This is a genomic window from Ruegeria sp. CL6, assembly GCF_056536465.1.
In genome coordinates, this window is sequence record NZ_JBQFPR010000009.1 from 53,360 (window position 1) to 75,597 (window position 22,238).

22 protein-coding genes are annotated in these 22,238 nt (G+C 57.8%); 11 read left to right on the plus strand and 11 right to left on the minus strand.

Features of this window, described 5'->3' with window-relative positions; translation table 11 throughout:
- Window positions 1-140 precede the first annotated feature (140 nt).
- Window positions 141-806 carry an SDR family NAD(P)-dependent oxidoreductase gene (locus ACR0LH_RS19355; protein WP_480722144.1) on the plus strand — a complete coding sequence of 222 codons (666 nt, stop codon included), beginning with the start codon at window positions 141-143 and terminating at the stop codon, window positions 804-806.
- Window positions 807-812: 6 nt separating this feature from the next.
- Here ACR0LH_RS19355 and ACR0LH_RS19360 read toward each other — a convergent pair whose 3' ends face one another.
- Window positions 813-2,270 (minus strand): MORN repeat-containing protein, encoded by a 1,458-nt coding sequence (locus ACR0LH_RS19360; protein ID WP_480722145.1) that lies wholly within the window; start codon window positions 2,268-2,270, stop codon window positions 813-815.
- A gap of 145 nt (window positions 2,271-2,415) precedes the next feature.
- On the opposite strand from ACR0LH_RS19360, the gene ACR0LH_RS19365 reads away from it, so the two are divergent.
- The 3 genes from ACR0LH_RS19365 (at window position 2,416) to ACR0LH_RS19375 (ending at window position 6,115) form a co-directional block, all read left to right on the plus strand.
- Window positions 2,416-4,074, plus strand: a complete 1,659-nt coding sequence (locus ACR0LH_RS19365; protein ID WP_480722146.1) for an NAD+ synthase — start codon at window positions 2,416-2,418, stop codon at window positions 4,072-4,074.
- Between the two features lie 330 nt (window positions 4,075-4,404).
- Window positions 4,405-4,632, plus strand: coding sequence for a hypothetical protein (locus ACR0LH_RS19370; protein WP_480722147.1), 228 nt, complete (start codon window positions 4,405-4,407; stop codon window positions 4,630-4,632).
- Window positions 4,633-4,786: 154 nt separating this feature from the next.
- Window positions 4,787-6,115 (plus strand): NAD(P)/FAD-dependent oxidoreductase, encoded by a 1,329-nt coding sequence (locus ACR0LH_RS19375; RefSeq protein ID WP_480722148.1) that lies wholly within the window; start codon window positions 4,787-4,789, stop codon window positions 6,113-6,115.
- Between the two features lie 2 nt (window positions 6,116-6,117).
- Here ACR0LH_RS19375 and ACR0LH_RS19380 read toward each other — a convergent pair whose 3' ends face one another.
- A complete protein-coding gene (locus tag ACR0LH_RS19380; RefSeq protein WP_480722149.1) occupies window positions 6,118-7,050 on the minus strand; it encodes an MBL fold metallo-hydrolase in 933 nt (310 codons plus the stop codon).
- A gap of 139 nt (window positions 7,051-7,189) precedes the next feature.
- On the opposite strand from ACR0LH_RS19380, the gene gltX reads away from it, so the two are divergent.
- Window positions 7,190-8,515: a glutamate--tRNA ligase gene (gene gltX / locus ACR0LH_RS19385; protein ID WP_480722150.1), complete on the plus strand. Its 1,326-nt coding sequence runs from the start codon at window positions 7,190-7,192 to the stop codon at window positions 8,513-8,515.
- 78 nt (window positions 8,516-8,593) lie between these two features.
- Here gltX and ACR0LH_RS19390 read toward each other — a convergent pair whose 3' ends face one another.
- Window positions 8,594-9,163, minus strand: a complete 570-nt coding sequence (locus ACR0LH_RS19390; protein WP_480722151.1) for a gamma-glutamylcyclotransferase family protein — start codon at window positions 9,161-9,163, stop codon at window positions 8,594-8,596.
- 95 nt (window positions 9,164-9,258) lie between these two features.
- Between ACR0LH_RS19390 and ACR0LH_RS19395 the strand changes: the two genes are divergently transcribed.
- The gene (locus ACR0LH_RS19395; RefSeq protein WP_170388942.1) at window positions 9,259-9,705 is read left to right on the plus strand and encodes an Rrf2 family transcriptional regulator; all 447 of its coding nucleotides are present in this window, start codon (window positions 9,259-9,261) and stop codon (window positions 9,703-9,705) included.
- Between the two features lie 2 nt (window positions 9,706-9,707).
- On the opposite strand, the gene ACR0LH_RS19400 is transcribed toward ACR0LH_RS19395, so the two are convergent.
- Both ACR0LH_RS19400 and ACR0LH_RS19405 read right to left on the minus strand, forming a co-directional pair.
- Window positions 9,708-12,236 (minus strand): ABC transporter permease, encoded by a 2,529-nt coding sequence (locus tag ACR0LH_RS19400; RefSeq protein ID WP_480722152.1) that lies wholly within the window; start codon window positions 12,234-12,236, stop codon window positions 9,708-9,710.
- On the minus strand, window positions 12,233-12,928 hold the full coding sequence (locus ACR0LH_RS19405; RefSeq protein WP_480722154.1) for an ABC transporter ATP-binding protein: 696 nt from the start codon (window positions 12,926-12,928) through the stop codon (window positions 12,233-12,235). Before ACR0LH_RS19405 ends, ACR0LH_RS19400 begins: the two co-directional genes overlap by 4 nt.
- Window positions 12,929-12,993: 65 nt before the next feature.
- Between ACR0LH_RS19405 and ACR0LH_RS19410 the strand changes: the two genes are divergently transcribed.
- Window positions 12,994-13,614 carry an arylesterase gene (locus tag ACR0LH_RS19410; RefSeq protein WP_480722205.1) on the plus strand — a complete coding sequence of 207 codons (621 nt, stop codon included), beginning with the start codon at window positions 12,994-12,996 and terminating at the stop codon, window positions 13,612-13,614.
- Here ACR0LH_RS19410 and ACR0LH_RS19415 read toward each other — a convergent pair whose 3' ends face one another.
- The 4 genes from ACR0LH_RS19415 to ettA form a co-directional block, all read right to left on the minus strand.
- Window positions 13,615-14,175, minus strand: a complete 561-nt coding sequence (locus ACR0LH_RS19415; RefSeq protein ID WP_170388946.1) for a L,D-transpeptidase — start codon at window positions 14,173-14,175, stop codon at window positions 13,615-13,617. It lies immediately after the preceding gene.
- A 179-nt stretch (window positions 14,176-14,354) separates the two neighbouring features.
- Window positions 14,355-14,561, minus strand: a complete 207-nt coding sequence (locus ACR0LH_RS19420; RefSeq protein WP_480722156.1) for a cold-shock protein — start codon at window positions 14,559-14,561, stop codon at window positions 14,355-14,357.
- A gap of 184 nt (window positions 14,562-14,745) precedes the next feature.
- Complete coding sequence (locus tag ACR0LH_RS19425; RefSeq protein ID WP_480722158.1) at window positions 14,746-14,928, minus strand: KTSC domain-containing protein; 183 nt, start codon at window positions 14,926-14,928, stop codon at window positions 14,746-14,748.
- A gap of 730 nt (window positions 14,929-15,658) precedes the next feature.
- Entirely contained in the window at window positions 15,659-17,326 is a 1,668-nt protein-coding gene (ettA, locus tag ACR0LH_RS19430; RefSeq protein ID WP_170414758.1) for an energy-dependent translational throttle protein EttA, read from the minus strand.
- Window positions 17,327-17,630: 304 nt separating this feature from the next.
- Between ettA and ACR0LH_RS19435 the strand changes: the two genes are divergently transcribed.
- The 3 genes from ACR0LH_RS19435 to dacB all read left to right on the plus strand — a co-directional run bounded on the left by ACR0LH_RS19435 (window position 17,631) and on the right by dacB (window position 20,350).
- The gene (locus ACR0LH_RS19435; RefSeq protein WP_480722160.1) at window positions 17,631-18,113 is read left to right on the plus strand and encodes an HNH endonuclease; all 483 of its coding nucleotides are present in this window, start codon (window positions 17,631-17,633) and stop codon (window positions 18,111-18,113) included.
- Between the two features lie 70 nt (window positions 18,114-18,183).
- Window positions 18,184-18,804: a nicotinate-nucleotide adenylyltransferase gene (locus tag ACR0LH_RS19440; protein ID WP_170804485.1), complete on the plus strand. Its 621-nt coding sequence runs from the start codon at window positions 18,184-18,186 to the stop codon at window positions 18,802-18,804.
- Between the two features lie 67 nt (window positions 18,805-18,871).
- A complete protein-coding gene (gene dacB / locus ACR0LH_RS19445) occupies window positions 18,872-20,350 on the plus strand; it encodes a D-alanyl-D-alanine carboxypeptidase/D-alanyl-D-alanine endopeptidase (protein ID WP_480722161.1) in 1,479 nt (492 codons plus the stop codon).
- Window positions 20,351-20,352: 2 nt separating this feature from the next.
- Here the strand turns inward: dacB and ACR0LH_RS19450 are convergent, their stop codons facing one another.
- Window positions 20,353-20,775 (minus strand): tellurite resistance TerB family protein, encoded by a 423-nt coding sequence (locus tag ACR0LH_RS19450; protein ID WP_170388952.1) that lies wholly within the window; start codon window positions 20,773-20,775, stop codon window positions 20,353-20,355.
- Between the two features lie 81 nt (window positions 20,776-20,856).
- Window positions 20,857-21,324 (minus strand): Lrp/AsnC family transcriptional regulator, encoded by a 468-nt coding sequence (locus tag ACR0LH_RS19455; RefSeq protein ID WP_170388953.1) that lies wholly within the window; start codon window positions 21,322-21,324, stop codon window positions 20,857-20,859.
- Window positions 21,325-21,432: 108 nt separating this feature from the next.
- Here ACR0LH_RS19455 and phhA point away from each other — a divergent pair, with 108 nt between their 5' ends.
- Window positions 21,433-22,233, plus strand: a complete 801-nt coding sequence (phhA, locus tag ACR0LH_RS19460; RefSeq protein ID WP_170777556.1) for a phenylalanine 4-monooxygenase — start codon at window positions 21,433-21,435, stop codon at window positions 22,231-22,233.
- The last annotated feature ends 5 nt before the right edge of the window (window positions 22,234-22,238 follow it).

Here is a 22,238-nt window from a genome sequence, read left to right on the forward strand (position 1 = left end):
GATATCTGCGCGGTTGATCATGGGATTGAGGTTATACAACCCATGCCGGGAATGAAAAGAACGAATTTGCGTATCGCTGCTGGAAGACTTTCTTTTTCGACCCGGTTGATCCACGCGGTCTGTCAGCTAGATCGCCTATGATGAAGTCAGCTCTTGTCATCGGTGCGTCAGGCGGAATTGGCAGCGCTTTGTCGCAACACCTGCGCCAACATTCTGCTGCAGTAACGACCTTGTCCCGATCCGTGGATGGGTTTGACCTGATGGACCCCGACAGCGTGAGTCGTGGGCTGGGTACGCTGAATGGCCCGTTCGACATGATCTTGATCGCCTCTGGTGCGCTGGAGATCAACGGAGCAGAGCCGGAAAAGACAATCAAGTCAGTCTCGGCCCCCGCCATGATGGATCAATTTGCACTGAACGCGGTCGGGCCTGCGCTGGTTCTTAGCCACGCACACAAGTTGTTGCCGCGCGACAGGCGGTGCGTCTTCGCGGTCCTCTCTGCCCGAGTGGGGTCAATCGGCGACAACCGTCTGGGCGGGTGGATCAGCTATCGCGCATCCAAGGCGGCCCTGAACCAAATTCTGCGCACCTCGGCCATAGAATTGGCGCGTACTCATCCGCAGGCGATATGCGTGGCGCTGCATCCGGGAACCGTCAAAACGCGCTTTACCCAGAAATATCTGGGGCGCCACCAGGCCGTGGAACCGAATGACGCAGCCAAGAACTTGCTTGCGGTGATCGAGGCCCTCTCACCGGCAGATACAGGGGGATTTTTCGACTGGGCGGGACAGCCGGTACCGTGGTGACGCGGGTCAACCGTCAGAGGGTGTTTCGGTCACGTTTTCCTCAGGCAGGGCTGTCTCAGGTTCAGCGGCGCCTTCGCTGGGCAGTACCCCGTTTTCCCATACCCCGGTTTCTTCCTGACCATTGGCATATCGCATTGTGCCGTCACCGTGGCGCTTGTTGTCCAGAAATCCGCCTTGGTAAACATCACCGGTCGCATACGTGGCGACACCCGTTCCGCTGATTTTGCCCTCGGCCCAACCGCCGGTGTAGCTAAAGCCCCGTGGTGTCGTAATGGTTCCCTGACCGTGGCGTTTGCCGTCTGCAAAATCACCTTCGTACACGGTTCCATCCGGGAAGCTGGCCTTGCCTTTGCCTTGCCGCGCGCCCTCGGCCCAATCGCCTTCGTACCGATAGCCATTGGCAAATGTCAGGACACCCGTTCCGTGGCTGAGGCCGTTTTTGAATTGCCCGGAATACACGGCACCATTGGGATATGTTGCCTTTCCGCTGCCCTCGAACACACCGGCGATCCAGTCACCTTCGTAGATTATGCCGTCGGAATAGGTGTGCATGCCCTTGCCATGCGGTAGGTCTGCGCTGAAATCTCCGACGTAGGTCGAGCCGTCCGGGTAGGTCAGCTCGCCAAAGCCTTCGATCTGTCCATCTGCCCAGTCGCCGTTGTATTCAAAGCCGTCTGTCCCAAGAAACCGGCCTTTTCCGTGGCGACGGTCGTCGACATAGTTGCCTTCGTAGGTGGCGCCGTTGGCATATGTGGCCTTGCCGACCCCCTGACGCCTGCCATCGACAAGATCGCCTTCGTACAGATCCCCGTTTGCCTGTAGCAGCCGACCTTTGCCAGTCATGCGGTCCTCTGACCACGCGCCAGTGTACGTCATGCCATCCGGCACGGTCAGAGTTCCCTGTCCCTGCCGCTGGCCGTTCTGGATGTCGCCTTCGTAGACGCTGCCTTGTGCCGATGTGATCTTTCCCTTGCCATGTTTGGTACCGTCCACCCAATCGCCGTCATAGACATAGCCGCTCGGGTCAGTCAGTACGCCCTTGCCGTGATAGCGCGCGTCCTTGAATCCTCCTTCATAACGCACGCCATTGGCGTAGATCGCCACGCCGTTACCGTTGATCGAGCCATTGGCCCAATCCCCGTCATAGCTGCCGCCATCGGGATACACGATTTTGCCCTGACCTTCGGGTTGGCCGTTGGCGAACATGCCTTCGTAGACCGAACCGTTGACGTACCGAGCGATTCCCTTGCCCTGAATTTCCCCTTCGGCCCATTCGCCGGAATATTCAAAGCCGTTCGGAAGGCGATAGGTTCCTGTTCCGTGCCGCAGGCCGTTGAGGAATGTCCCTTCGTACACGCCGCCGACCTCGTCATCCGCGACAATCACTTGCCCATCTTGCGCGGCGACGGCCGTTGTCATCAAAGCAATCGCTGTGACGGCGAGAGAGGTGCGAAGTGAATTCATGGTCGTTCCAGCCTGCCCGGTTATCGTCCTTTTGCGCAAAACTAAGATACCGTTGGTGGCAGGGCAACGGCTTTTGCCGCATTTGCCTTTTCCTCGCGGTTCGATCTGATAAATGCAATAGGACTGACGAGGGCAAGAGGGCAGCATGGCCGACCGTTTCCGCATCACTTTGGCGCAACTGAATCCCATTGTAGGGGACATAGACGGCAATGCAGCCAAGGCGTTCGCCGCGTGGGAGCAAGCGCGCGCAGCCGGGGCGGATATGGTTGCCCTGCCGGAAATGTTCATCACGGGCTATAACACGCAGGATCTGGTGATGAAGCCTGCGTTTCATCAGGCTGCTATGGCTGCTGTCGAGGAACTGGCCGTGCGATGTGCTGATGGTCCTGCGATCGCAATTGGAGGGCCGTGGGTCGAAGGTGACGGCCTGTACAACGCCTATCTCATCCTCAAGAACGGTAGGATCGGCAGCAAGGCGTTAAAGCATCACTTGCCCAATGAGACCGTCTTTGACGAAGTCAGGTTATACGACTCGGGACCTCTGGGCGGCCCCTATTCGGTGGGAAATACCCGGATCGGAAGCCCTATCTGCGAAGACGGCTGGCACCCGGACGTGGCCGAAACGCTTGAGGAAACCGGGGCTGAGTTTCTCTTGATCCCAAACGGGTCCCCCTATTTTCGCAACAAATATGATGTGCGCCTGAATCACATGGTCGCAAGGGTGGTCGAGACCGGTCTGCCGCTGATCTACCTCAACATGGTGGGTGGACAGGACGATCAGGTCTTTGATGGGGGCACGTTTGGTCTGAACCCGGGTGGCGAGCTGGCGTTCCGCATGCCCGTGTTCGATGAAGCAGTCACCCATGTCGATCTTGAGCGTGGGGATGATGGCTGGCGGATTGTGTCTGCCGATGTCGTGCCCCAGCCGGATGAATGGGAGCAGGACTATCGCGCAATGGTCCAGTCGTTGCGCGACTACATGGGAAAAACAGGGTTCAAGAAGGCGGTTCTGGGTTTGTCCGGCGGCGTGGATTCTGCGCTGGTCGCCGCCATCGCGGTAGACGCGATTGGGGCCGAGAATGTCAGGTGCGTGATGCTGCCTTCGGAATACACCAGTCAGGGTTCGCTGGACGACGCCGAGGCCGTCGCCAAAGCGTTGGGTGTGCACTATGATTTTGTCCCGATCTCGGACAGCCGGTCAGCCGTGACCGAAACGCTGGCTCCTCTGTTTGCCGGTCGGGATGCCGATTTGACCGAGGAGAATATTCAGTCTCGGTTACGCGGATTGCTCTTGATGGCCATCTCGAACAAATTTGGCGAGATGCTGTTGACCACCGGAAACAAGTCCGAGGTCGCAGTAGGGTATGCGACGATCTACGGTGACATGAACGGCGGCTATAACCCGATCAAGGACTTGTACAAAACGCGCGTTTTCGAGACATGCCGATGGCGTAACGTCAATCACCGTGACTGGATGTCGGGCCCTTCGGGTGAGGTGATCCGGCCTTCCGTGATTGACAAACCCCCCAGCGCGGAACTGCGTGAAGATCAGAAAGATAGCGACAGCTTGCCGGACTATCCCGTCTTGGACGCGATTCTGGACATTCTGGTGGATCAGGAGGGTTCGGTTGCAGACTGCGTCGCGGCGGGGTTTGACCGCGATGTCGCGCGCAGGGTCGAGCATCTGATTTACATTAGTGAATACAAACGCTTCCAATCTGCTCCGGGAACCCGGCTTACCAGCCGCGCGTTTTGGCTGGATCGCAGATACCCGATTGTGAATCGCTGGCGCGATCAGTCCTGAAGGGCTTTTGTCGCGCCCTTGCGGTTTCTGTCGCATGTGCAATCTGGTGATTTCTGACTAAGTGTTTCCAATTTCGCCACTTGGGTCGTTGCGCAGCGGCTGAAGCATGCCATCGGCTTGAGGGCATGACATTTTTTCGCCATAGTTTTGTTGAAAAATTGCCCTATCTGGGGCGGGTTTGACTCATTGAGAACAGTCACGAGCCTATGGTCGGTCTCCAAAGAGCCTTTCTCGACTCGCCGCGCCCCGGGGTGTTGGATTTGATGATTTGGTACGATTATGCGTGAGCAATACGACAAACCTCTCCACTCGCCGTTGCCTTGGAAATCAATGCAATCCAAAGGGCGGGTTTTGGATGAGGGCGAGCTTGATAACGCCATTGCGAATGTCCTGAACGAAGATGCCGGTCTCCGTGAGATCGGGTCGAAAATTGCGCAGCAGAAACAGGTGGCTGAGCCGGAGGTCAAAGACACCCCGGCCGAAGAACCGCCGGCAACTGATATCGGGTTCACAACCTCGCTGCGTCAGAAATGGGCGGAACTGGTCGGCACGGCCTGACGCGTCCGTACGCAGATCGAAACTACCGCAACACCGGACCCTTGCGCCGGTGCCACATGTCTCCAAAATAGTTCAAAACACGACTTCGGTCGTATTGCCTCGGTTTCCGTGTCGGGCATTCTCTGCTGCCAGAGCAATGACAAAAGAGCGGTAAATGCCCGGCCCAAAACCAACCCCAGTCGAGCCTGATCTGTGCCTGCCCAAGAGTGTGGACGTGGTCATCATCGGAGGAGGAATTATCGGTTCCGCGACCGCGCTGGAGCTGTCCGAGCGCGGCCTGTCCGTTTTGCTGTGCGAAAAAGGTCAAATCGCGGGCGAGCAAAGCTCTCGGAACTGGGGCTGGGTGCGATTGGGTATGCGCGACCCGCGCGAAATCCCGCTGATGGTCGAGGCGCAGCGTATCTGGGCTGATCTCGATCGAAAGATCGGCCGCAAGACAGGTTTCACCCAATCCGGGATTCTGTTTGGAGCATCCGGCACCAGAGACCGCGACAATCTGGAACGATGGATGCGTCACATAGATGGGTTGCAGGCGGGCGCGAGAATGGTGTCGGGGGCGGATTTGCAGGCGTTGTTGCCCGGATGCGCGACCGGGCTGCAATATGCTTTGCACATGCCGCAGGACGGCCGTGCCGAGCCGCAATGGGCAGCCCCTGCCATTGCCGAAGCTGCCCGTGACCGTGGCGCGGTTTTGATGACAAATTGCGCCGTGCGTAGTGTCGATGTGCAGTCCGGTCTGGTTGCTGGAGTTTTCACCGAAAGGGGGCGTGTGTCTTGTAAGCAGGTCGTGCTGGCGGGTGGTGCCTGGTCGCGACTGTTTGCTGGGAATGCGGGGATCGACCTTCCGCAGTTAAAGGTGCTGAACACGGTGCTGCGCACCTCGCAGGTCGAAGGGCCAGAGACGGCTTTGTGGTCAGATGACTTTGCCATGCGGAAACGGGCTGATGGGGGCTATACGATTGCGTCAGGGCACGAAAATACGGTCGATATCGTGCCCGACAGTTTTCGTCTGGCCCGGCGTTTCCTTCCCGCCTACAGACAAGAATGGCGTTCGCTGCGGTTTCGGGTTTCCAAGCGTTGGGCGGCTGAGGCGCAACAGGACCGACGGTGGCTTCCGACCGACGTTACTCCGTTCGAGCGCTGCCGCACGCTGGATCCCGAGCCCTCGACCAGAGTGCTGAGGCAGGCTTGGGCGCGTGCCTGCAAAGGTGTTCCGGCATTGAAACAGGCCGAGATCGTTCAAAGCTGGGGAGGGATGATTGATGTCACCCCTGATGCGGTCCCAGTGATTTCCGAGGTCGACGACCTGCAGGGGATGTTCATTGCTACCGGGTTTTCAGGGCACGGGTTCGGGATCGGCCCGGGCGCGGGGCGGTTGATGGCGGACCTTGTCACCGGTGTCGAGCCGTGCGTGGATCCGGCCGCCTTTCGCCTTTCCCGATTTACGGATGGCTCAAAAGTGCGGCCGGACCCCGGATTTTAAGCCTAGCCCATCATCTGATAGCTGACGGGGACAAAGCGGAAGCCCTCTCCGCGGGTTTCGACAAACCCCGCCGCCGGGAAGGGCATGTGATACCCGATCATCGGCACCTTGTCGGCGGCCAGCATGCCCAGCACATTGCGCCGGGATGCCGTCGCGGCCGCTTTGTCCATGTCAAAGCGGACCTCCCATTCTGGATGCGCGAAGGACCAGACATAGTGATTTGCCAGATCAGCCGTCAGAACCAGCCGTTGCCCATTGCTTTCCAGGTGATAGACCGTGTGGCCGGGAGTGTGGCCGTAGGCAGCCACGGCAGTAATGCCTGACGCGACTTCTCCGCCGTCTTCGACAAAGGTCATTTTCTCGGCCAGAGGAGTCACCTTGGCGGCAACCAGATCGCCAACGCGGTTTCCCGCATCCTGAGCTGCCCAGAAATCATACTCGGGCGAGGCGGTAACATAACGCGCGTTTGCAAAGGTCGGCGTGTCATCAGTCGTCATGCCGCCGATATGGTCGGGGTGCATGTGGGTGATGACAACGACGTCGATCTGGTCAGGGGTGACGCCTGCATCCGCCAGCGCGGACTGAATACCGCCCTGACCCAAGCCAGTGTCAAACAGAACCAGTTCAGAACTTGTATTGACCAGCGTAGGAGTAAAGAAAAATTGCGCCACCTCAGGCGAGATGAAGTTATCGGCCGAGACCTTGGCGAAATCCTCATCCGAGGCACCGCCGCCGAAGATATCTTTGGCGCCATCGCGGGGCAGGCTGCCATCAAGCAGGGTCGTTACGGTAAAATCACCCAAGTGAAAGGACTTGGCGATGGTCGAGTTGGCCTTTGTTTCAGCCCCTGCCGCCAGAAGCGGTGTCGCTGCCGATGCAAACGGCAAAGCCGCCGCTGCGCCCAAAGCGGCCCGGCGGGTCAGTTTAACGGTCATTTTTGATCTCCCTGTGTGTGCCAGCAGATGAAAGATAGGTCGCAGATATCAACTTGCCACTTGACGATACCGTGAACAGGCCCGGTGGCTGGACAAAACGCCCATCCTGTGACAAGAGCCGCGCCAACAGGAGACACCTATGACAACCACCCGTTTCGCCCCGTCGCCCACCGGTTACATCCATGTGGGCAACCTGCGCACCGCCCTGATGAACTATCTGATTGCCCGCAAAGCTGGCGGTACGTTCATCTTGCGTATCGACGACACCGACCCCGAGCGGTCGAAGGAAGAATATGTCGACGCGATCAAGCAGGACATGGAATGGCTGGGCCTGCACTGGGACCGGGTCGAGCGTCAGTCCGACCGTCTGGACCGCTATGCCGAGGCTGCCGACAAACTGCGCGAGATGGGCCGGTTCTATGAGGCGTTCGAGACACCGACCGAGCTGGACCTGAAGCGCAAGAAGCAACTGAACATGGGCAAGCCGCCGGTCTACGACCGCGCCGCGCTGAACCTCAGCGATGCTGAGAAAGATGCCCTGCGTGCCGAACGTGGCAATGGCGTCTGGCGGTTCAAGCTGGATCACGAGCGGATCGAGTGGAATGACGGCATTCTCGGCGACATCTCGATTGATGCGGCATCGGTATCTGATCCGGTGCTGATCCGGGGCGACGGGCAGGTTCTTTATACGATTGCGTCGGTCGTGGATGACACCGAGATGGGTGTCACGGATGTTGTGCGCGGCTCAGACCACGTAACTAACACCGCAACGCAGATTCAGATCATTGAGGCGCTGGGCGGCACCTGCCCGCGTTTTGCGCACCATTCACTGCTGACCGGCCCTCAGGGTGAGGCGCTGTCGAAACGACTGGGGACGCTGGCCCTGCGCGATCTGCGCGAACAGGGTGTGCAGCCGATGGCTCTGTTAAGCCTGATGGCACGTCTGGGCTCGTCCGATCCGGTCGAACTGCGATCGGATATGGCCGAGTTGATCGAAGGCTTTGACGTCAGCCGATTTGGGGCCGCGCCGACCAAGTTCGACGTGCAGGACCTGTTCCCGCTGACCGCGAAGCACTTGCAATCGTTGCCTTTGGCTGATGTTGCCGATGCCGTCGCGGACGCTGGTGTTCCCGCTGATCTGGCCGAGCCTTTCTGGGCCATGGCGCGCGAGAACATCACCACGCTGGCCGATCTGAAAGGCTGGTGGGAGTTGTGCCGCGATGGGGCCGAGCCTTTGATCGCTGACGAAGACCGTGAATTTATCGCCGAGGCTGTTGCACTGCTGCCCGAAGGACCGTTCGATGGGGAGACCTGGGGCAAATGGACGAGCGCCGTAAAAGAGGCGACGGGTCGGAAGGGCAAAGGCTTGTTCATGCCCTTGCGCAAGGCGTTGACGGGTATGGAACGGGGACCTGAGATGGCGACCCTGTTGCCCTTGCTGCAAGTGATCCGCGCGCGGGGGTGACGAACGCGCCTTGCGGCGCGTGCCTCCGGCGGAAGTATTTTTGAACAGAAGAAGGGCCGGGGTTTGACCTCGGCCTTTTTATTGGGTGTTGATGATGGTTGCAGAGAGATACTGCAGGCGGTCATCGACAAATCGCGTCTCGTCGGGTTTGAGCTGTTGATGGCGCGGGTACCGTGGTTCGGCCCGATCGTTCAGGATCGGCGCGTCCCACCCGTCGGTTGTTGTGAAGAAACGCTCGGCTCCTTCCTCGCCAAAGGCGCGCAGATACCCTTGGACGACCACGTCAATATAGCTGAGCAGTAGCGGGTGTTGGTCCGTCGGCTCGCTGTGCCGTTGATGAGGAACGGCATATACGGCGATCTCAACATCGTGCGCCAGAGGATGCGTGATGGAATGCGTCGCAGGCACGCGGTCATAGGCCCATTCCCGTTCATCCAGCGCGGCCCAATCGTTTTTGGGAACATGGGCGATCATCCCTTCGATCTCCGAGCCAGGGTCCGGCACGGCTGTCAGGAAGGCGACGGGTCGCAGGTCTGTGTGCTTCCAGGCTCGTCGCCAACCTTTTAGCCGGGCGGGGCGAGGATCGGGAAAGTCGTGGGTGGCGAGGTTCACGAGGCTGCCATAGCCAAAGAAATAAGGGTCTGCCATGTGCCTCTGCGTCCGGTTGTGCCGATTGATGTATGTCAAACCGCTTTTTTGCCGGACATGCAATAAGATCCCATCTTGAAATTTGGGAGGCCATCATGCGCATCACCAAAAGGACGAACATAGCAGTGCGCCTGTTGATGTATTGTGCGGCGCATCAGGACAGATTGGTGACCAAGTCCGAGATCGCCGAAGCCTGCAATATCTCGGAAAACCATCTGGCGCAGGTGATCAATCAACTGAGTCAGCTCAATTATCTCAGTACGCAACGCGGGCGGAACGGCGGCATGACCCTTGCTCGTTCGGCCGAACAGATCCGCATCGGGTCGGTTTTCCGCCATGTGGAGGGCAACTTGCCGCTGGCAGAGTGTTTTGCGGATGCCGACAATACCTGTCCTTTGACAGAAGCCTGCCGGTTGCGACTGGCGCTGCAGGATGCGGCCGAAGTTTTCTATGCCTCACTGGATGAGATCACTTTGGACGCGCTGGTGTGCGACAACGATCAGTTGTTGAAAATTCTACAGCCGGTGGCCTGCGTAAGATAGGTTCAATCGCTGGCCCGCAGGATGCGGGCCGGGCGTACCGCAAGAGGGCGCAGGGCAAAGACTAGGCCCGCGCCCAGAGTTACGAAGATACCAGCCAGCACGATGCCAATGGCCGAAGGCCAAATGACGGCAAAATCCGTGTCAAAGATGAATGTCGCCACGGCCCATCCGCCGAGAATACCCGCCAGCAATGCGACAGACCCAGCCGCAGCCCCCAAAAGCACCGCGCGGAGGGCAAAGCTCAGCAGAATGCGGCGTCTGTCGGCGCCCAGTGTTTTAAGGATTGCGGCTTCGTACCTGCGGGCGGGTTCGCCTGCGGCAGCAGCGCCGATCAAGACCAAAAAGCCTGTCAGAAGTGAAACGCCCGCCCCGTAGGACGTCGCCGCCGCCAGACCTGCCAACAGGCCAGACACCCGGTCGATCGCGTCGCGCACGCGGATCGCAGTGATGTTTGGAAACTGCCCGGCCAGATCGCGCAGAATGGCGGCTTCGGCCTGTTCTTCGGCGTAGACCGTGGCGATGAAACTGTGCGGCGCACCGGCAAGGGCTGACGGGTTCATGGACATGACGAAACCCATCCCTGCGGTCGAGAAATCTACTTCACGCAATGATGTCAGTTCGGCCGTAATATCACGTCCGAGAATGTTGACCGTCAATTCATCGCCGAGTTTGAGGCCCATTTCCTCGGCTTCTTCGGCCGCAAAGCTGACTTGGGGGCTGTCTGAGTAATCTTCGGGCCACCATTTGCCTGCGGTGATCCGGGCATTTTTAGGGGGCAGCGCCGAATAGGTCACGCCGCGATCACCGTCCAGAACCCAATGATCGCCAGCAACGTCCCGCGCTGGGCGTCCGTTGATCTGGGTGATGATGCCCCGCAGCATCGGTGCGCTCTCTACCCGGCTGACGGCTGGATCCTTTGCCAGACGATCCGAAAACCCGGGCATCTGGTCTTTCTGGATGTCGACGAAAAAGTAGGATGGTGCCACGTCGGGCAGGTTTCCTGAGATTGCGTTGCGCAATGTCCCGTCGATTTGTCCGACCGCTGCCAGTACCGAAAGGCCCAATCCCAAGGACAACACGACCGAAGCTGCGCCTTCGCGCGGGTTGGAAATGGCCGCCAGCGCCCAGCGTAGGGCCGGGCGACCTCGGGCCGGTCTTGCCGCAAGGCGTGAAAGCCTGCGGATACCCAGCGCAGATAGCGACAAGAGGAGCAGTGCGGCGATCAGCCCTCCGCTGGTCCAAAGCGTCAGGCGCGCAGACCCGCTGAACCATGCAGCCGCCGAAATCAGCAGCGCCAGACCTATACCTGTGGCAATCACATACACGGTGCGCGGTAGAACCTTTGCCGAGGTCAGGGCATCGCGAAACAAGGTCGCGGCGCGGACGTCTTCTGTCCGGGCTAGCGGCCAGAGCGTGAACAAAAAGGCGGTGAGAAGCCCGTAGAGCGCGGCCTCTGCCAAGGGCTGCGGGTAGAGTGAAAACACTGCCGGTACAGGCAGACGGGCCTCGATCAGAGGTGCCAAGACCAGAGGCGCAACCCCGCCCAATATCAGGCCCAGCACGATGCCTATGCCGGATAAGATACCGATCTGAATCATGTAGGTTTGAAAGATGGTTGCCTTGTCTGCGCCCAATGTCCGCAGGGTTGCGATGGTTTCGGTTTTCTGGGCGAGATAAGCGCGCACTGCGGCAGAGACGCCGATGCCACCTACTGCCAGACCGGACAAACCGACCAAAACCAGAAAGGCGCTTAGCCGGGCGACAAATTCGGAAATTCCGGGCGCGCCGTTTCGGGCATCGGTCCAGCGCATGCCAGTTCCATCAAAGAACGCCTGCGCCTTTGCTGATAGTGTTCCGAGATCAGTGTCTTGCGGCAGGTCCAGCCTGTATTTTGTTGAAAACAGCGTTCCCGGCGCAAGCAGTCCAGACGCTTGAAGGTCCTTTGTACGGACCATCGTTCGCGGTCCCAACCCGAACCCGTCTGCGGCCCCGTCCGGCTCATGCACGAGGGCTGCCATCACTACAAAGTCGTGAGTTCCAAGCGAAACCCGGTCACCTATCACCAAACCCAACCGGTCGATCAGCAGCGGATCCATGACGGCGCCGGGCAGCGACCCTTGTCCGTCCAACGCGACCGAGAGCGGCATTTCGGGCTCCAGGACCGGCGACCCCAAAAGGGGATAGGCGTCATCAACCGATTTCACCTGTGTCAGGGCGCGTTGGGTTTCGCCGTTCAACTGGACAACGGCCATCGAGCGAAAATCAACGACCTCGGACAGGGCTTGTGCCGTCTGCTGCATCCAGGCGCGTTCATCGTCACTTGCAAAGCGATAGGTGAACTCCAACTGCGCGTCTCCGCCCAAAAGGGCCGCGCCTTCTTCGGACAATCCGGTTTGGATGGCGTGGCGAACGGACCCAACCGCGGCGATTGCCGCGACCCCAAGCGCCAGACAGGCGAGGAACACCTGAAACCCCCGCAGCCCACCGCGCAGTTCGCGACGCGCCAAACGCGCGGCAAGGCGCAGGCTCATTCTGCGGCCTCTTGCTGTGTGTCTTCGGTTATGCGCCCGTCGCGCAACCGGACCACCCGGTCACATTTTTGGGCCAGGCTCTGGCTATGCGTGACCAGTATGAGGGTAGCACCATGTCGATCCCGGAGGTCAAACAACAGGTCGACAATGGCGGTGCCGTTGGCTTCGTCCAAATTCCCGGTGGGCTCGTCGGCCAGCAATATCTGAGGGCGCGGCGCGACGGCGCGTGCAAGGGCAACGCGCTGTTGCTCTCCCCCAGATAGCTGCGCCGGATAGTGATCTCGGCGATGCGCCAGTCCGACGGCCTCCAGCTCAGTTTCTGCCCGCGAGAAGGCATCACGATGTCCTGCCAGTTCCAACGGCGTGGCGACGTTCTCTAAGGCTGTCATCGACGGGATGAGATGAAAATTCTGGAAAACAACGCCCATCGCGTTGCGTCTGAAACGGGCAAGTGCGTCTTCATCCATACCGGTTAGATCGTGACCCAGCGCAGTGATCCTGCCGCTTGTTGCCTGCTCCAACCCGCCCATCAGCATCAGCAATGACGACTTTCCAGACCCGGACGGACCAACCAGACCCAGTGTTTCGCCCTTGTTTACCGATAAATTGATGTCGTGCAGAATATCCACCCGACCGGCATTGCCATCCAGCGACAAAGCGGCATTTTGAAGCGAAAGAACTGGTGATGTCATAGGTCAATCCAAGCGGAGGTGGTCAATTGGGATATGGAGCGGTTGGGATTTTGCGCAAGGCTTTGATGTCAGGCGCGTTTGTTTGCTGCGGCTTTGCGGCCACAGCCGAGACCGTCGTGATCGCGGCTCTGGGGGACTCGCTGACCCAAGGGTACGGTTTGCCGGAACAGGATGGTTTTGTACCTCAATTGGTTCGGTGGTTGCAGGCACAGGGAGGCGATGTTCGCTTGATCAATGCCGGAGTATCCGGGGACACAACAGCAGGCGGGGCGTCTCGTGTCGAGTGGACACTGACACCGGATGTAGACGGAATAATCGTTGCTTTGGGTGGGAACGACCTGTTGAGAGGGATCGATCCCGCAGTATCGCGCGCCAACCTTGAAACGATCATACAGGCCGCCGATACAGCCAGTGTTCCGGTTCTGTTGGTCGGTATGCAGGCGCCGGGGAACTACGGGGCAGACTACAAGTCCGAGTTCGATGCGATATACCCCGATCTGGCCGGGCAATATCAGACCGGCTATGCCCCCAGCTTTTTCACCGGGTTGACGGCGGAGGGTGATCCCAATGCCGCCCAGACTTTCATGCAAACGGATGGCATACATCCTAATGCCGAAGGGGTTTCCCTAATCGTTCAGGCGCTTGGTCCCTATGTTCTGGAATTGGTCGCGCGGATCGACAACTAGTCAAACCACAGTCACAACAGTACCGATCGGCACGCGCGCATACAAATCTATGACATGTGCGTTCAACATCCGGATACACCCGTTAGAGGCCGCTGTTCCGATCGTTTGTGGCTGCGTTGTGCCATGTATCCGGAAATATGTATCAACGCCGTTTTGGAACAGGTAAAGGGCGCGCGCGCCCAGTGGATTGTCGCCTCCGCCCGGTTGGACATAGTCGTTGTCCTTGAAGCGGGCATATGTCCTTGGTTCCCGTTCGATCATTTCTTCGGTTGGCCTCCAGGTGGGCCATTCTTTCTTGACGTCGATCGTGGCGGTTCCGGTGAATTCCAGCCCGGCTTTGCCGACGCCGCAGCCATAGCGGATGGCTTTGCGCGGCTCGGTCACGAAGTAGAGGTAGAAAGAGCGCGGCACCACCAGTAACTGGCCCGGCAGAAACTCTTTCTTGATTCTCACGTATTGAGGCGTGGGATCGTATTCGACGGCTTTTTTCTTTGCCGTGGCCATTCCCGGTATCAAACAGGTGGCGGCGGCTGCGGTAACGAATGTGCGACGTGTGAACATGGTGGTTCTCTTCAAAACAACACGGAAATCATAACGATAATGTTGAATGATATCCGATCCGGTCAATCACCGGGGCAGAGTAACCGAAATGTGATGTATTCCTGCGGACACAGTATCGCCGTGGTGTCGCCGGTCGAAAAAGAAAAAGGGCAGGGGATTATCCCTGCCCTTGGAACGGCTTACGCCAGCTCGATATTGTCTGCGCTTTCGCGACCGTCACGACCCGAGCGCAGCTCGTACATGACTTTCTGGTTGTCGGCCAGGCCGGTCAGGCCCGAGCGTTCGACGGCCGAGATGTGTACGAAGATGTCTTTGCCGCCATCTTCGGGTGCGATGAAGCCGTAGCCTTTGGTGGTGTTGAACCATTTTACGGTGCCTGCTGGCATATCCGTTGTCTCCTGTTTGGTGCTGCCCACGTGGTTGCGGCAGCCTGGCGTCGTCGGTCTGGATCGAGAGACTGAGCGCCGTAGAAGGAGACAGTAGGTCGAAATAGAAAAACGTTAGCACCTTGGATATGGCATCGGGGTGGGCGTGTGGCAAGGGTGGAGTTTGGTTTTGATTGCTCTTCAGCTAGTAACGATCCTTAATGCAATCGTTGTAAAATCGTCCTTTTGATGAAGCGGACAGAAACGCTTCGTAGACGTGCTCAGGAACGCCGTAGTAGTCATACCTGCCACTTCCCCGAAACCATACGGAGAGCGTGCCGCTATTCCATTCGATTTGGCTGATTGCGCGAGAGTTTACATAAGGCATGAAAGAAACTCGATTTCTGATAAAATAAAAAGGGGCCGGCGCAATACCGGCCCTTCTCACGCTATGCGTGCTGGATCAATTTCCAAATAACCGCCTTGCCGGCATAGGGTGGCATGATGTTGTTTTTGGCAATTGGTGCTGTGGTGGATGGAGATCCAACCACTTTCCAAACTCCGCTCTCTGGGCATTTTTGCCCGGTGCGCGCCGTTGTGCCGATGGGAGCACGAGCCCGTGTTTGTGTAAACATTGTTCACGTTCCTTACTGGTTTCATTTTAGCAAGGACGCGATTGAACACCACATTCGAGGCACGCCCTCACCATCTTCAAGCCTGACTCGATTGAAGTTAACTGTCAACTATATTTTGGGCCTGAAGCCCTCGGGGCAACTATCTGAAGTATTTGCCCATAGATTTTGCACACTCCTCCCCAAAGTTATCCACAAAAAAACCCTCGCCGAAGCGAGGGCCTTTCGTTCAAGACACAGCGTGCCTCGAATGTGGTGTGGATAATGTTTGCCTCAGAAAAACTCTGTATTCAAGCGTCAATAATGTCACAATGCGTGTTTATCCACAACATATTGTGCTTTCAGCATGCTGGGATACAAAAAAACAATGCCTTAGACAGAGCGGCCAGTTTGATTCATATATGCCACGCCGACTTTATCCACAGGCCCGCGAAGCGGATGGGGGCGCGTGGATAAAGCTTGGATTTTCTTGGTGGGCAAATTCAATTACCGCGCAAACTTCTTATGCTTCAACCGCTTAGGTTCCAACGCATCTGGTCCCAGACGGCGCTTTTTGTCCTCTTCGTAATCCTCGAAGTTGCCCTCGAACCACTCCACATGGGCGTCGCCCTCGAACGCCAGAATATGCGTGCAAATCCGGTCGAGGAAGAAACGGTCGTGCGAGATGACCACGGCGCAGCCGGCGAAATCGACCAGTGCGTCCTCCAGTGCGCGCAGGGTTTCAACGTCCAGATCGTTGGTCGGTTCGTCGAGCAGCAGGACGTTGCCGCCTTCTTTCAGCAGGCGTGCCATGTGGACGCGGTTGCGCTCACCGCCTGACAGCAGCGAGACCTTTTTCTGCTGGTCGCCACCCTTGAAATTGAAGGACGAGCAATAGGCGCGCGAATTGACCTGTGCGTCACCCAGTTGGATGATCTCGGCGCCGCCGGTGATCGCCTCCCACACGGTGTCGTTGTCCTTGAGGTCATCGCGGGACTGGTCGACATAAGACAGCTCGACCGTGTCGCCCAGCGAGATGGAGCCGCTGTCGGGTTGTTCCTGACCGGTGAGCATCTTGAACAGGGTCGATTTACCGGCACCGTTGGGGCCGATGACGCCGACGATGCCGCCGGGGGGCAGGGCGAAGTCCAGCCCTTCGATCAGTTGCTTGTCGCCCATATGTTTCGACAGACCTTCGACCTCGATCACCTTGCCGCCAAGACGCTGGCCGTTGGGGATGACGATCTGGGCGCGGGTCAGCTTTTCGCGCTCGGACTGTTCGGCCAGCTCGTTATAGGCGTTGATCCGGGCCTTGGATTTGGCCTGACGCGCCTTCTGGCCCTGACGCATCCATTCCAATTCGCGCTGCAGGGTTTTTTGCTTGGACTTGTCTTCGCGCGCTTCCTGCTCCAGCCGTTTGGCCTTTTGTTCCAGCCACGAGGAATAGTTGCCTTCGTAAGGAATGCCGCGGCCACGGTCGAGCTCAAGAATCCAGCCAGTGATGTCATCCAGGAAGTAACGGTCGTGGGTGACGATCAGGATGGTCCCCTTGTAGTCGATCAGGTGCTGTTGCAGCCAGGCGATGGTCTCGGCGTCCAGGTGGTTGGTCGGTTCGTCCAACAGCAGCATGTCGGGCGCTTCCAGCAGCAGTTTGCAGAGCGCCACGCGGCGTTTCTCACCGCCTGAGAGGTTGGCGATGTTGGCGTCATCCGGCGGGCAGCGCAGCGCCTCCATCGAGACGTCGATCTGGCTGTCGAGATCCCAGAGGTTCTCGGCATCAATCGCGTCTTGCAGGGTGGTCATTTCTTCCATCAGCTCGTCCGAATAGTTCTCGGCGATCTCCATGGCGATCTCGTTGAAACGGTCGACTTTGGCTTTTTTCGCGGCCACGCCTAGCATGACATTTTCGCGAACGGTCAGCGATTCATCTAGCTGCGGTTCCTGCGGCAGATAACCGACCTTGGCACCTTCGGCGGCCCAAGCCTCGCCGGTGAAGTCGGTGTCGAGACCGGCCATAATCTTCATCAGCGTCGATTTACCCGCGCCGTTGACGCCGACGACACCGATTTTCACGCCGGGCAGAAAGCTCAGGTGGATGTTTTCAAAACACTTCTTGCCACCGGGATAGGTCTTTGAGACACCCTGCATGTGGTAGACATATTGATAGGCGGCCATTGATCTGCTCCGATGGAATCCAAGTTTGAAGGCGGTAATATATTGGAAGACTTTGAGGAGCAATCGGCAGATGTCATTTGAGAAGATGGGGATTGATCGATCACACGTTCAAAGGGCCATAGAGTGGACAAAGTCGCTGTTGGAATTGCCAGTGGGTCGCGCTCCGTCGCAGAACACGTACCTTCTGTGTCCGGTTGAAAGGACACTTTGGGACCTGAAGATTGTAGTGGACCGTGTTTTGGAAGGCGTCCCTGTTGGGGTGAAGCCCAGAGAATGGGTTACGCAGACGTTTGAGGGCGACTTGATGCAGCTTGGTTTCGATATCCTAAAGTTTGATGATCGACGGCAGAGGAACCTTGGTGTGTTGGGTTGTGACCTGTCCGAATTGCAAAGCGCTCATATTGTCAAATGGGCAAACGGGGCTGAAGAAAGAAATGCCTTTGCAGCCCCGGCAGAGCCAAAAGTGGATCAAGATCAGCCAAAGCGTGTCTCGACGGCGACAACTCGGTTTGTTCGCAATTCGGATTTTGTACGTCTCGTTAAGTCTCGTGCAAACGGAACGTGTGAGTGCTGTGGGGGACGTACTTTCCAAAATAGTTTTGGTGAATGGTTTCTTGAAGTTCATCATAAGACTTGGTTGTCGGAAGGCGGTCGTGACGAGCCATCAAATATGATTGCGCTATGCCCGAACTGTCACCGGCGCGAACATTTTGGCCTTGATCGAATGTACGGTTTGCAGAGTGATCTTGATGATTGCCCATCGGCTGTCTCCGAACCAATTGACTGACGGTTGTTCGGGTGGACGCGGTGCAACCTGTTGATTGACAAGGCGGCTCAGTTCTGAACATCAGCAAGGGATGGAGCGAAACACCATACCATTTGCGCGGCCGGGTCAGGTTATCGGCCTGTTCGGAGGGTCTTTTGACCCTCCGCATCGGGGCCACGTGCATGTGACACGCGAAGCGATGAAAGCCTTTGGGCTGGACCGGGTATGGTGGTTGGTAACACCGGGCAATCCGTTGAAGGAGAAAGGCCCAGCCCCGTTGGAGCGTCGGGTCGAAGCGGCCAAAGCGGTCATGCAGCACCCTCGCGTTACAGTGACGGATATCGAAGCGCATACAGGCACGCGAGCAACAGCGGATACTCTGGCAGCGTTGCAATGCTTGTATCCGCAGGTCCGGTTTGTGTGGTTGATGGGTGCCGACAATCTTGCGCAATTTCATCGCTGGAAGGATTGGCGATTGATTATGGATAGCGTGCCAGTTGGCGTCGTCGCGCGACCGGGGGATCGGATTTCGGCCCGGATGTCCCCGGCAGCGCGGGTTTATTCCAAGTACAGGATCGACGGACAGGCGCGCCATCTGCTGGGTAAGGCCGAGGCTCCGGCCTGGTGTTTCGTGAATATGCCGATGGTTGACGTCAGTTCGACGGAACTCCGAAATCGTGGCGTTTGGGCGAATGGGGTGTTGCCGGAATAGCCCCTGCAAGAGCATAATCATCAGTGACCGGTTGTTTGCCAGTGATCTCTGGGATTGTAATTGACCCATGGCTGATCGTTTTTCACGACGTAGATTTCTCGGAAGCCTTGGCGCGGCCTTGATCCCCGCTGCGGTCTTGGCTGATGCGCCTTCGGTATCACTGCGGCCTCAACTGCGCGGTGTGCAGCCAAGTGGAGCCCAGCGACTGATCCGGGCGGCCGGGTTAAAAGGAGAGGTCGCGTTCGCGGTGGCGGATGTAGAAACAGGGGCCGAGTTGGAGGCCGTTGCTGGCGACGTGGGGTTGCCGCCGGCCAGTGTCGCAAAAGCCTTGACCGCGCTTTATGCGCTGGACGTACTTGGGCCGGAACACCAGTTTGAAACCAAACTGGTGGCGGGAGGGCCGATAGAGGGCGGCATCCTCAAGGGGGATTTGATCCTGGTGGGCGGAGGTGATCCCCTGTTGGATACGGACGCGCTGGCGACGATGGCCGCCAATTTGCGCGAGGCCGGGGTCATTGAGGTGCGCGGCGATTTCAAAGTATATGACGGTGCTTTGCCCTATGTGTTCAGTATCGACGCAGGTCAACCAGACCATCTTGGCTACAGCCCGGCAATCAGTGGAATCTCCTTGAATTTCAATCGTGTGCATTTCGAGTGGAAACGCGAGGGTGCCGATTACAGCGTTACGATGGACGCGCGTAGTGCGCGTTTCAATCCGGCGGTCGATATGGCCACGATGCGGGTCGATGCTCGAAAAGCACCGATCTATACCTATGAGCCGAGCGCGCGTCAGGATCGTTGGTCGGTCGCGCGAGGCGCATTGGGCAACGGAGGCGCGCGCTGGTTGCCAGTAAGAAAACCGGCGCTGTATGCGGGTGATGTGTTCCGTACGCTGGCCCGGTCGAATGGAATTGTCCTGGAACGTGTGCATGTGACCCGCGAAGCGCCCCAAGGTGCCGTGTTGGTCGTACATAGAAGCGACCCGTTGGACAGTATCCTGCGCGGGATGCTGAAATACTCGACCAACCTGACGGCCGAAATGGTTGGTATGGCGGCGTCGAAGGCGCGTGGGGCAGAGTTGCAATCCCTGACCGACTCTGCGGCGGAAATGAACAGATGGGCGGCCGAGACTTATGGCGTCAATGGCATCGCGATGGTCGACCATTCCGGGTTAGGAGACGCGTCTCGGGTCGCTCCGGGGGATCTGGTCAAGGCTCTGATCGAGGCACAAAAGGCTGGAGCCCTACGGCCATTGTTGAAAAAGTTCACATTGGCAGACAGCCAGGGACGGCCAGTTAAAAATCATCCGATCAAGGTGGATGCCAAAACCGGGACATTGAATTTTGTATCCGGTTTAGGCGGGTTCATCACGACGCCGGACGGGTCCGAGCTGGCGTTCGCCATCTTCACCGCAGACGTTAACCACCGGGCCACGATCCCCCGTGCCCAGCGCGAGCGCCCGCAAGGAGCGCGCAGCTGGAACAGTCGTTCGCGCAAGCTGCAGCGCGCCTTGATCGAGCGTTGGGGGACCCTGAACGGCAGTTAAATTCAGGTGGTGTGACGCGCCCGTGCGCCGCGTTCGATAGCGGCTGCGTGCAGCCTGTCGATGTTCAGCTCATACCGAATTTCTTCCAGCAGGCGCAGTTCGGTTTCAGCAAGAGATCCATCCGCTGCGGCGACGTCGCACGCAAGCGCATAGGCCGTTTCGTGCAGGCGTTCGGGCAAGTTGTCCCGGATTAGACCGAAAAGCGCATCCAGCCCGTCTTCTTGTTCAAATAAGTCAAATACGGTTTGCGAAACACGCCGTGTCCGGTCGATGTCGTATTCGGCAAAGACCGGTAGCATATTCACCGCACCTTCGATCTTGACCAGTTCGGCTGTGCGGATGGTTTCATCCGATGCCGAGACCGCGACCATGATCGCAACAAGGCAATCCTGAGGGGACATCGGGTGAGGAACTTGATCGGTCATGCTGTCGTCCTGATTAAGCTGTTCTGAGCGGGCACGATAGGAGGGGTCGAGTTGAGGTTCAATGAGTTTTGCCCCCGGCACTCATAGAATAGGCAGCGGTCCGCGAGTTTTGGTCTGCCGCAGAACAAAATTGCTGCGTGTGTCACGGACCAAGCCGGACTTCAGCAAACGCTGCATGATGAAGTGCTCAAGCTCCTCTGGCGTTTTCGCATAGACCTTCAGAATGAAATCATGATCCCCTGTGATTGAAGCGCATTCGACAATCTGTGGTTCGGTTTCCACAAGGCGCAGGAAAGAGGCGATATTGTCTTCCTGATGATCGCGCAGTGCAACATGGACATAGGCAATCGCGTTCAGCCCGACAGATTTGGCTTTCACCTGAGCTGCGTAGCCGGACACAATACCAGCAGCCTCAAGATCACGAACCCGGCGCCAGCATTGTGACGCGGACAAACCGGTGCGATCAGCCAGGTCTTGCATGGACAGACGCCCGTCCGATTGGAGTTCTTTGAGAATGGCAATATCAGCGGGTTGAAGAATTTGGGTCATATTTTGATCATTCTCGGAATGTTTCATTCAAAATAGGGCAAAACGCGACGCCATCAAAACTAATTCTGTCGCCGCAAAGGTATAAACTTTTCTTCAGGAGGAGTCGCCATGCCTAAATCGACAAATTACGTTGCCAAGGTCGCAGATGCGCAGGGCAATATTGCCTATACCGCCGAGGAGGATGCCGTTTGGGCTGATCTCTATGCCGCGCAGCAAGGCAATATTCGTCGGTACATGGCGCGCGAATACCTTGAAGGGCTGGAGCGGTTGGACTTGCCAAAGACATCTGTCCCGTCGTGCAAGGACATCTCTGACCGATTGTTGGATCTGACAGGTTGGCGGGTTCAGCCAGTGCCGGCGTTGATCGGGTTCAAAACCTTCTTTGGAATGTTGGCAGATCGGGTGTTTCCCGCTGCATCGTTCATCCGGTCGCGCGAAGATTTTGACTATATCGAAGAACCGGACATCTTCCACGAAATCTTCGGTCATACACCGCTGCTGAGCGATCCGCGATTTGCAACCTTCAGTCAGGCGATCGGGCAAGCGGGCGTTGCGGCCGAAGATCGAGATTATTCGTGGTTGATCCGCCTTTATTGGTTCACGATCGAATTCGGGTTGCGTCGGCAGGACGGAGAGATAAAGGCGCTGGGGTCGGGTCTGGCATCTTCTCCCACCGAATTGGTTTACGCCGTTGAAAGCGACATTCCCGACAGGGATCCGTTCGACGTTCTTACGATCCTACGCACGCCTTATCGGATCGACATGCATCAAATGGGCTATTTCGTGTTAGAGTCGCCCGAAGACCTGTTTGAGGCCGCCGACCGAGATTTGTTGGCGGATGTACGACGGGCGCAGACCCTTGGGCTGCTGCCAAACAAGTTTCCGGAAAAAGCAACTGCGGCGGAGTGAACCAA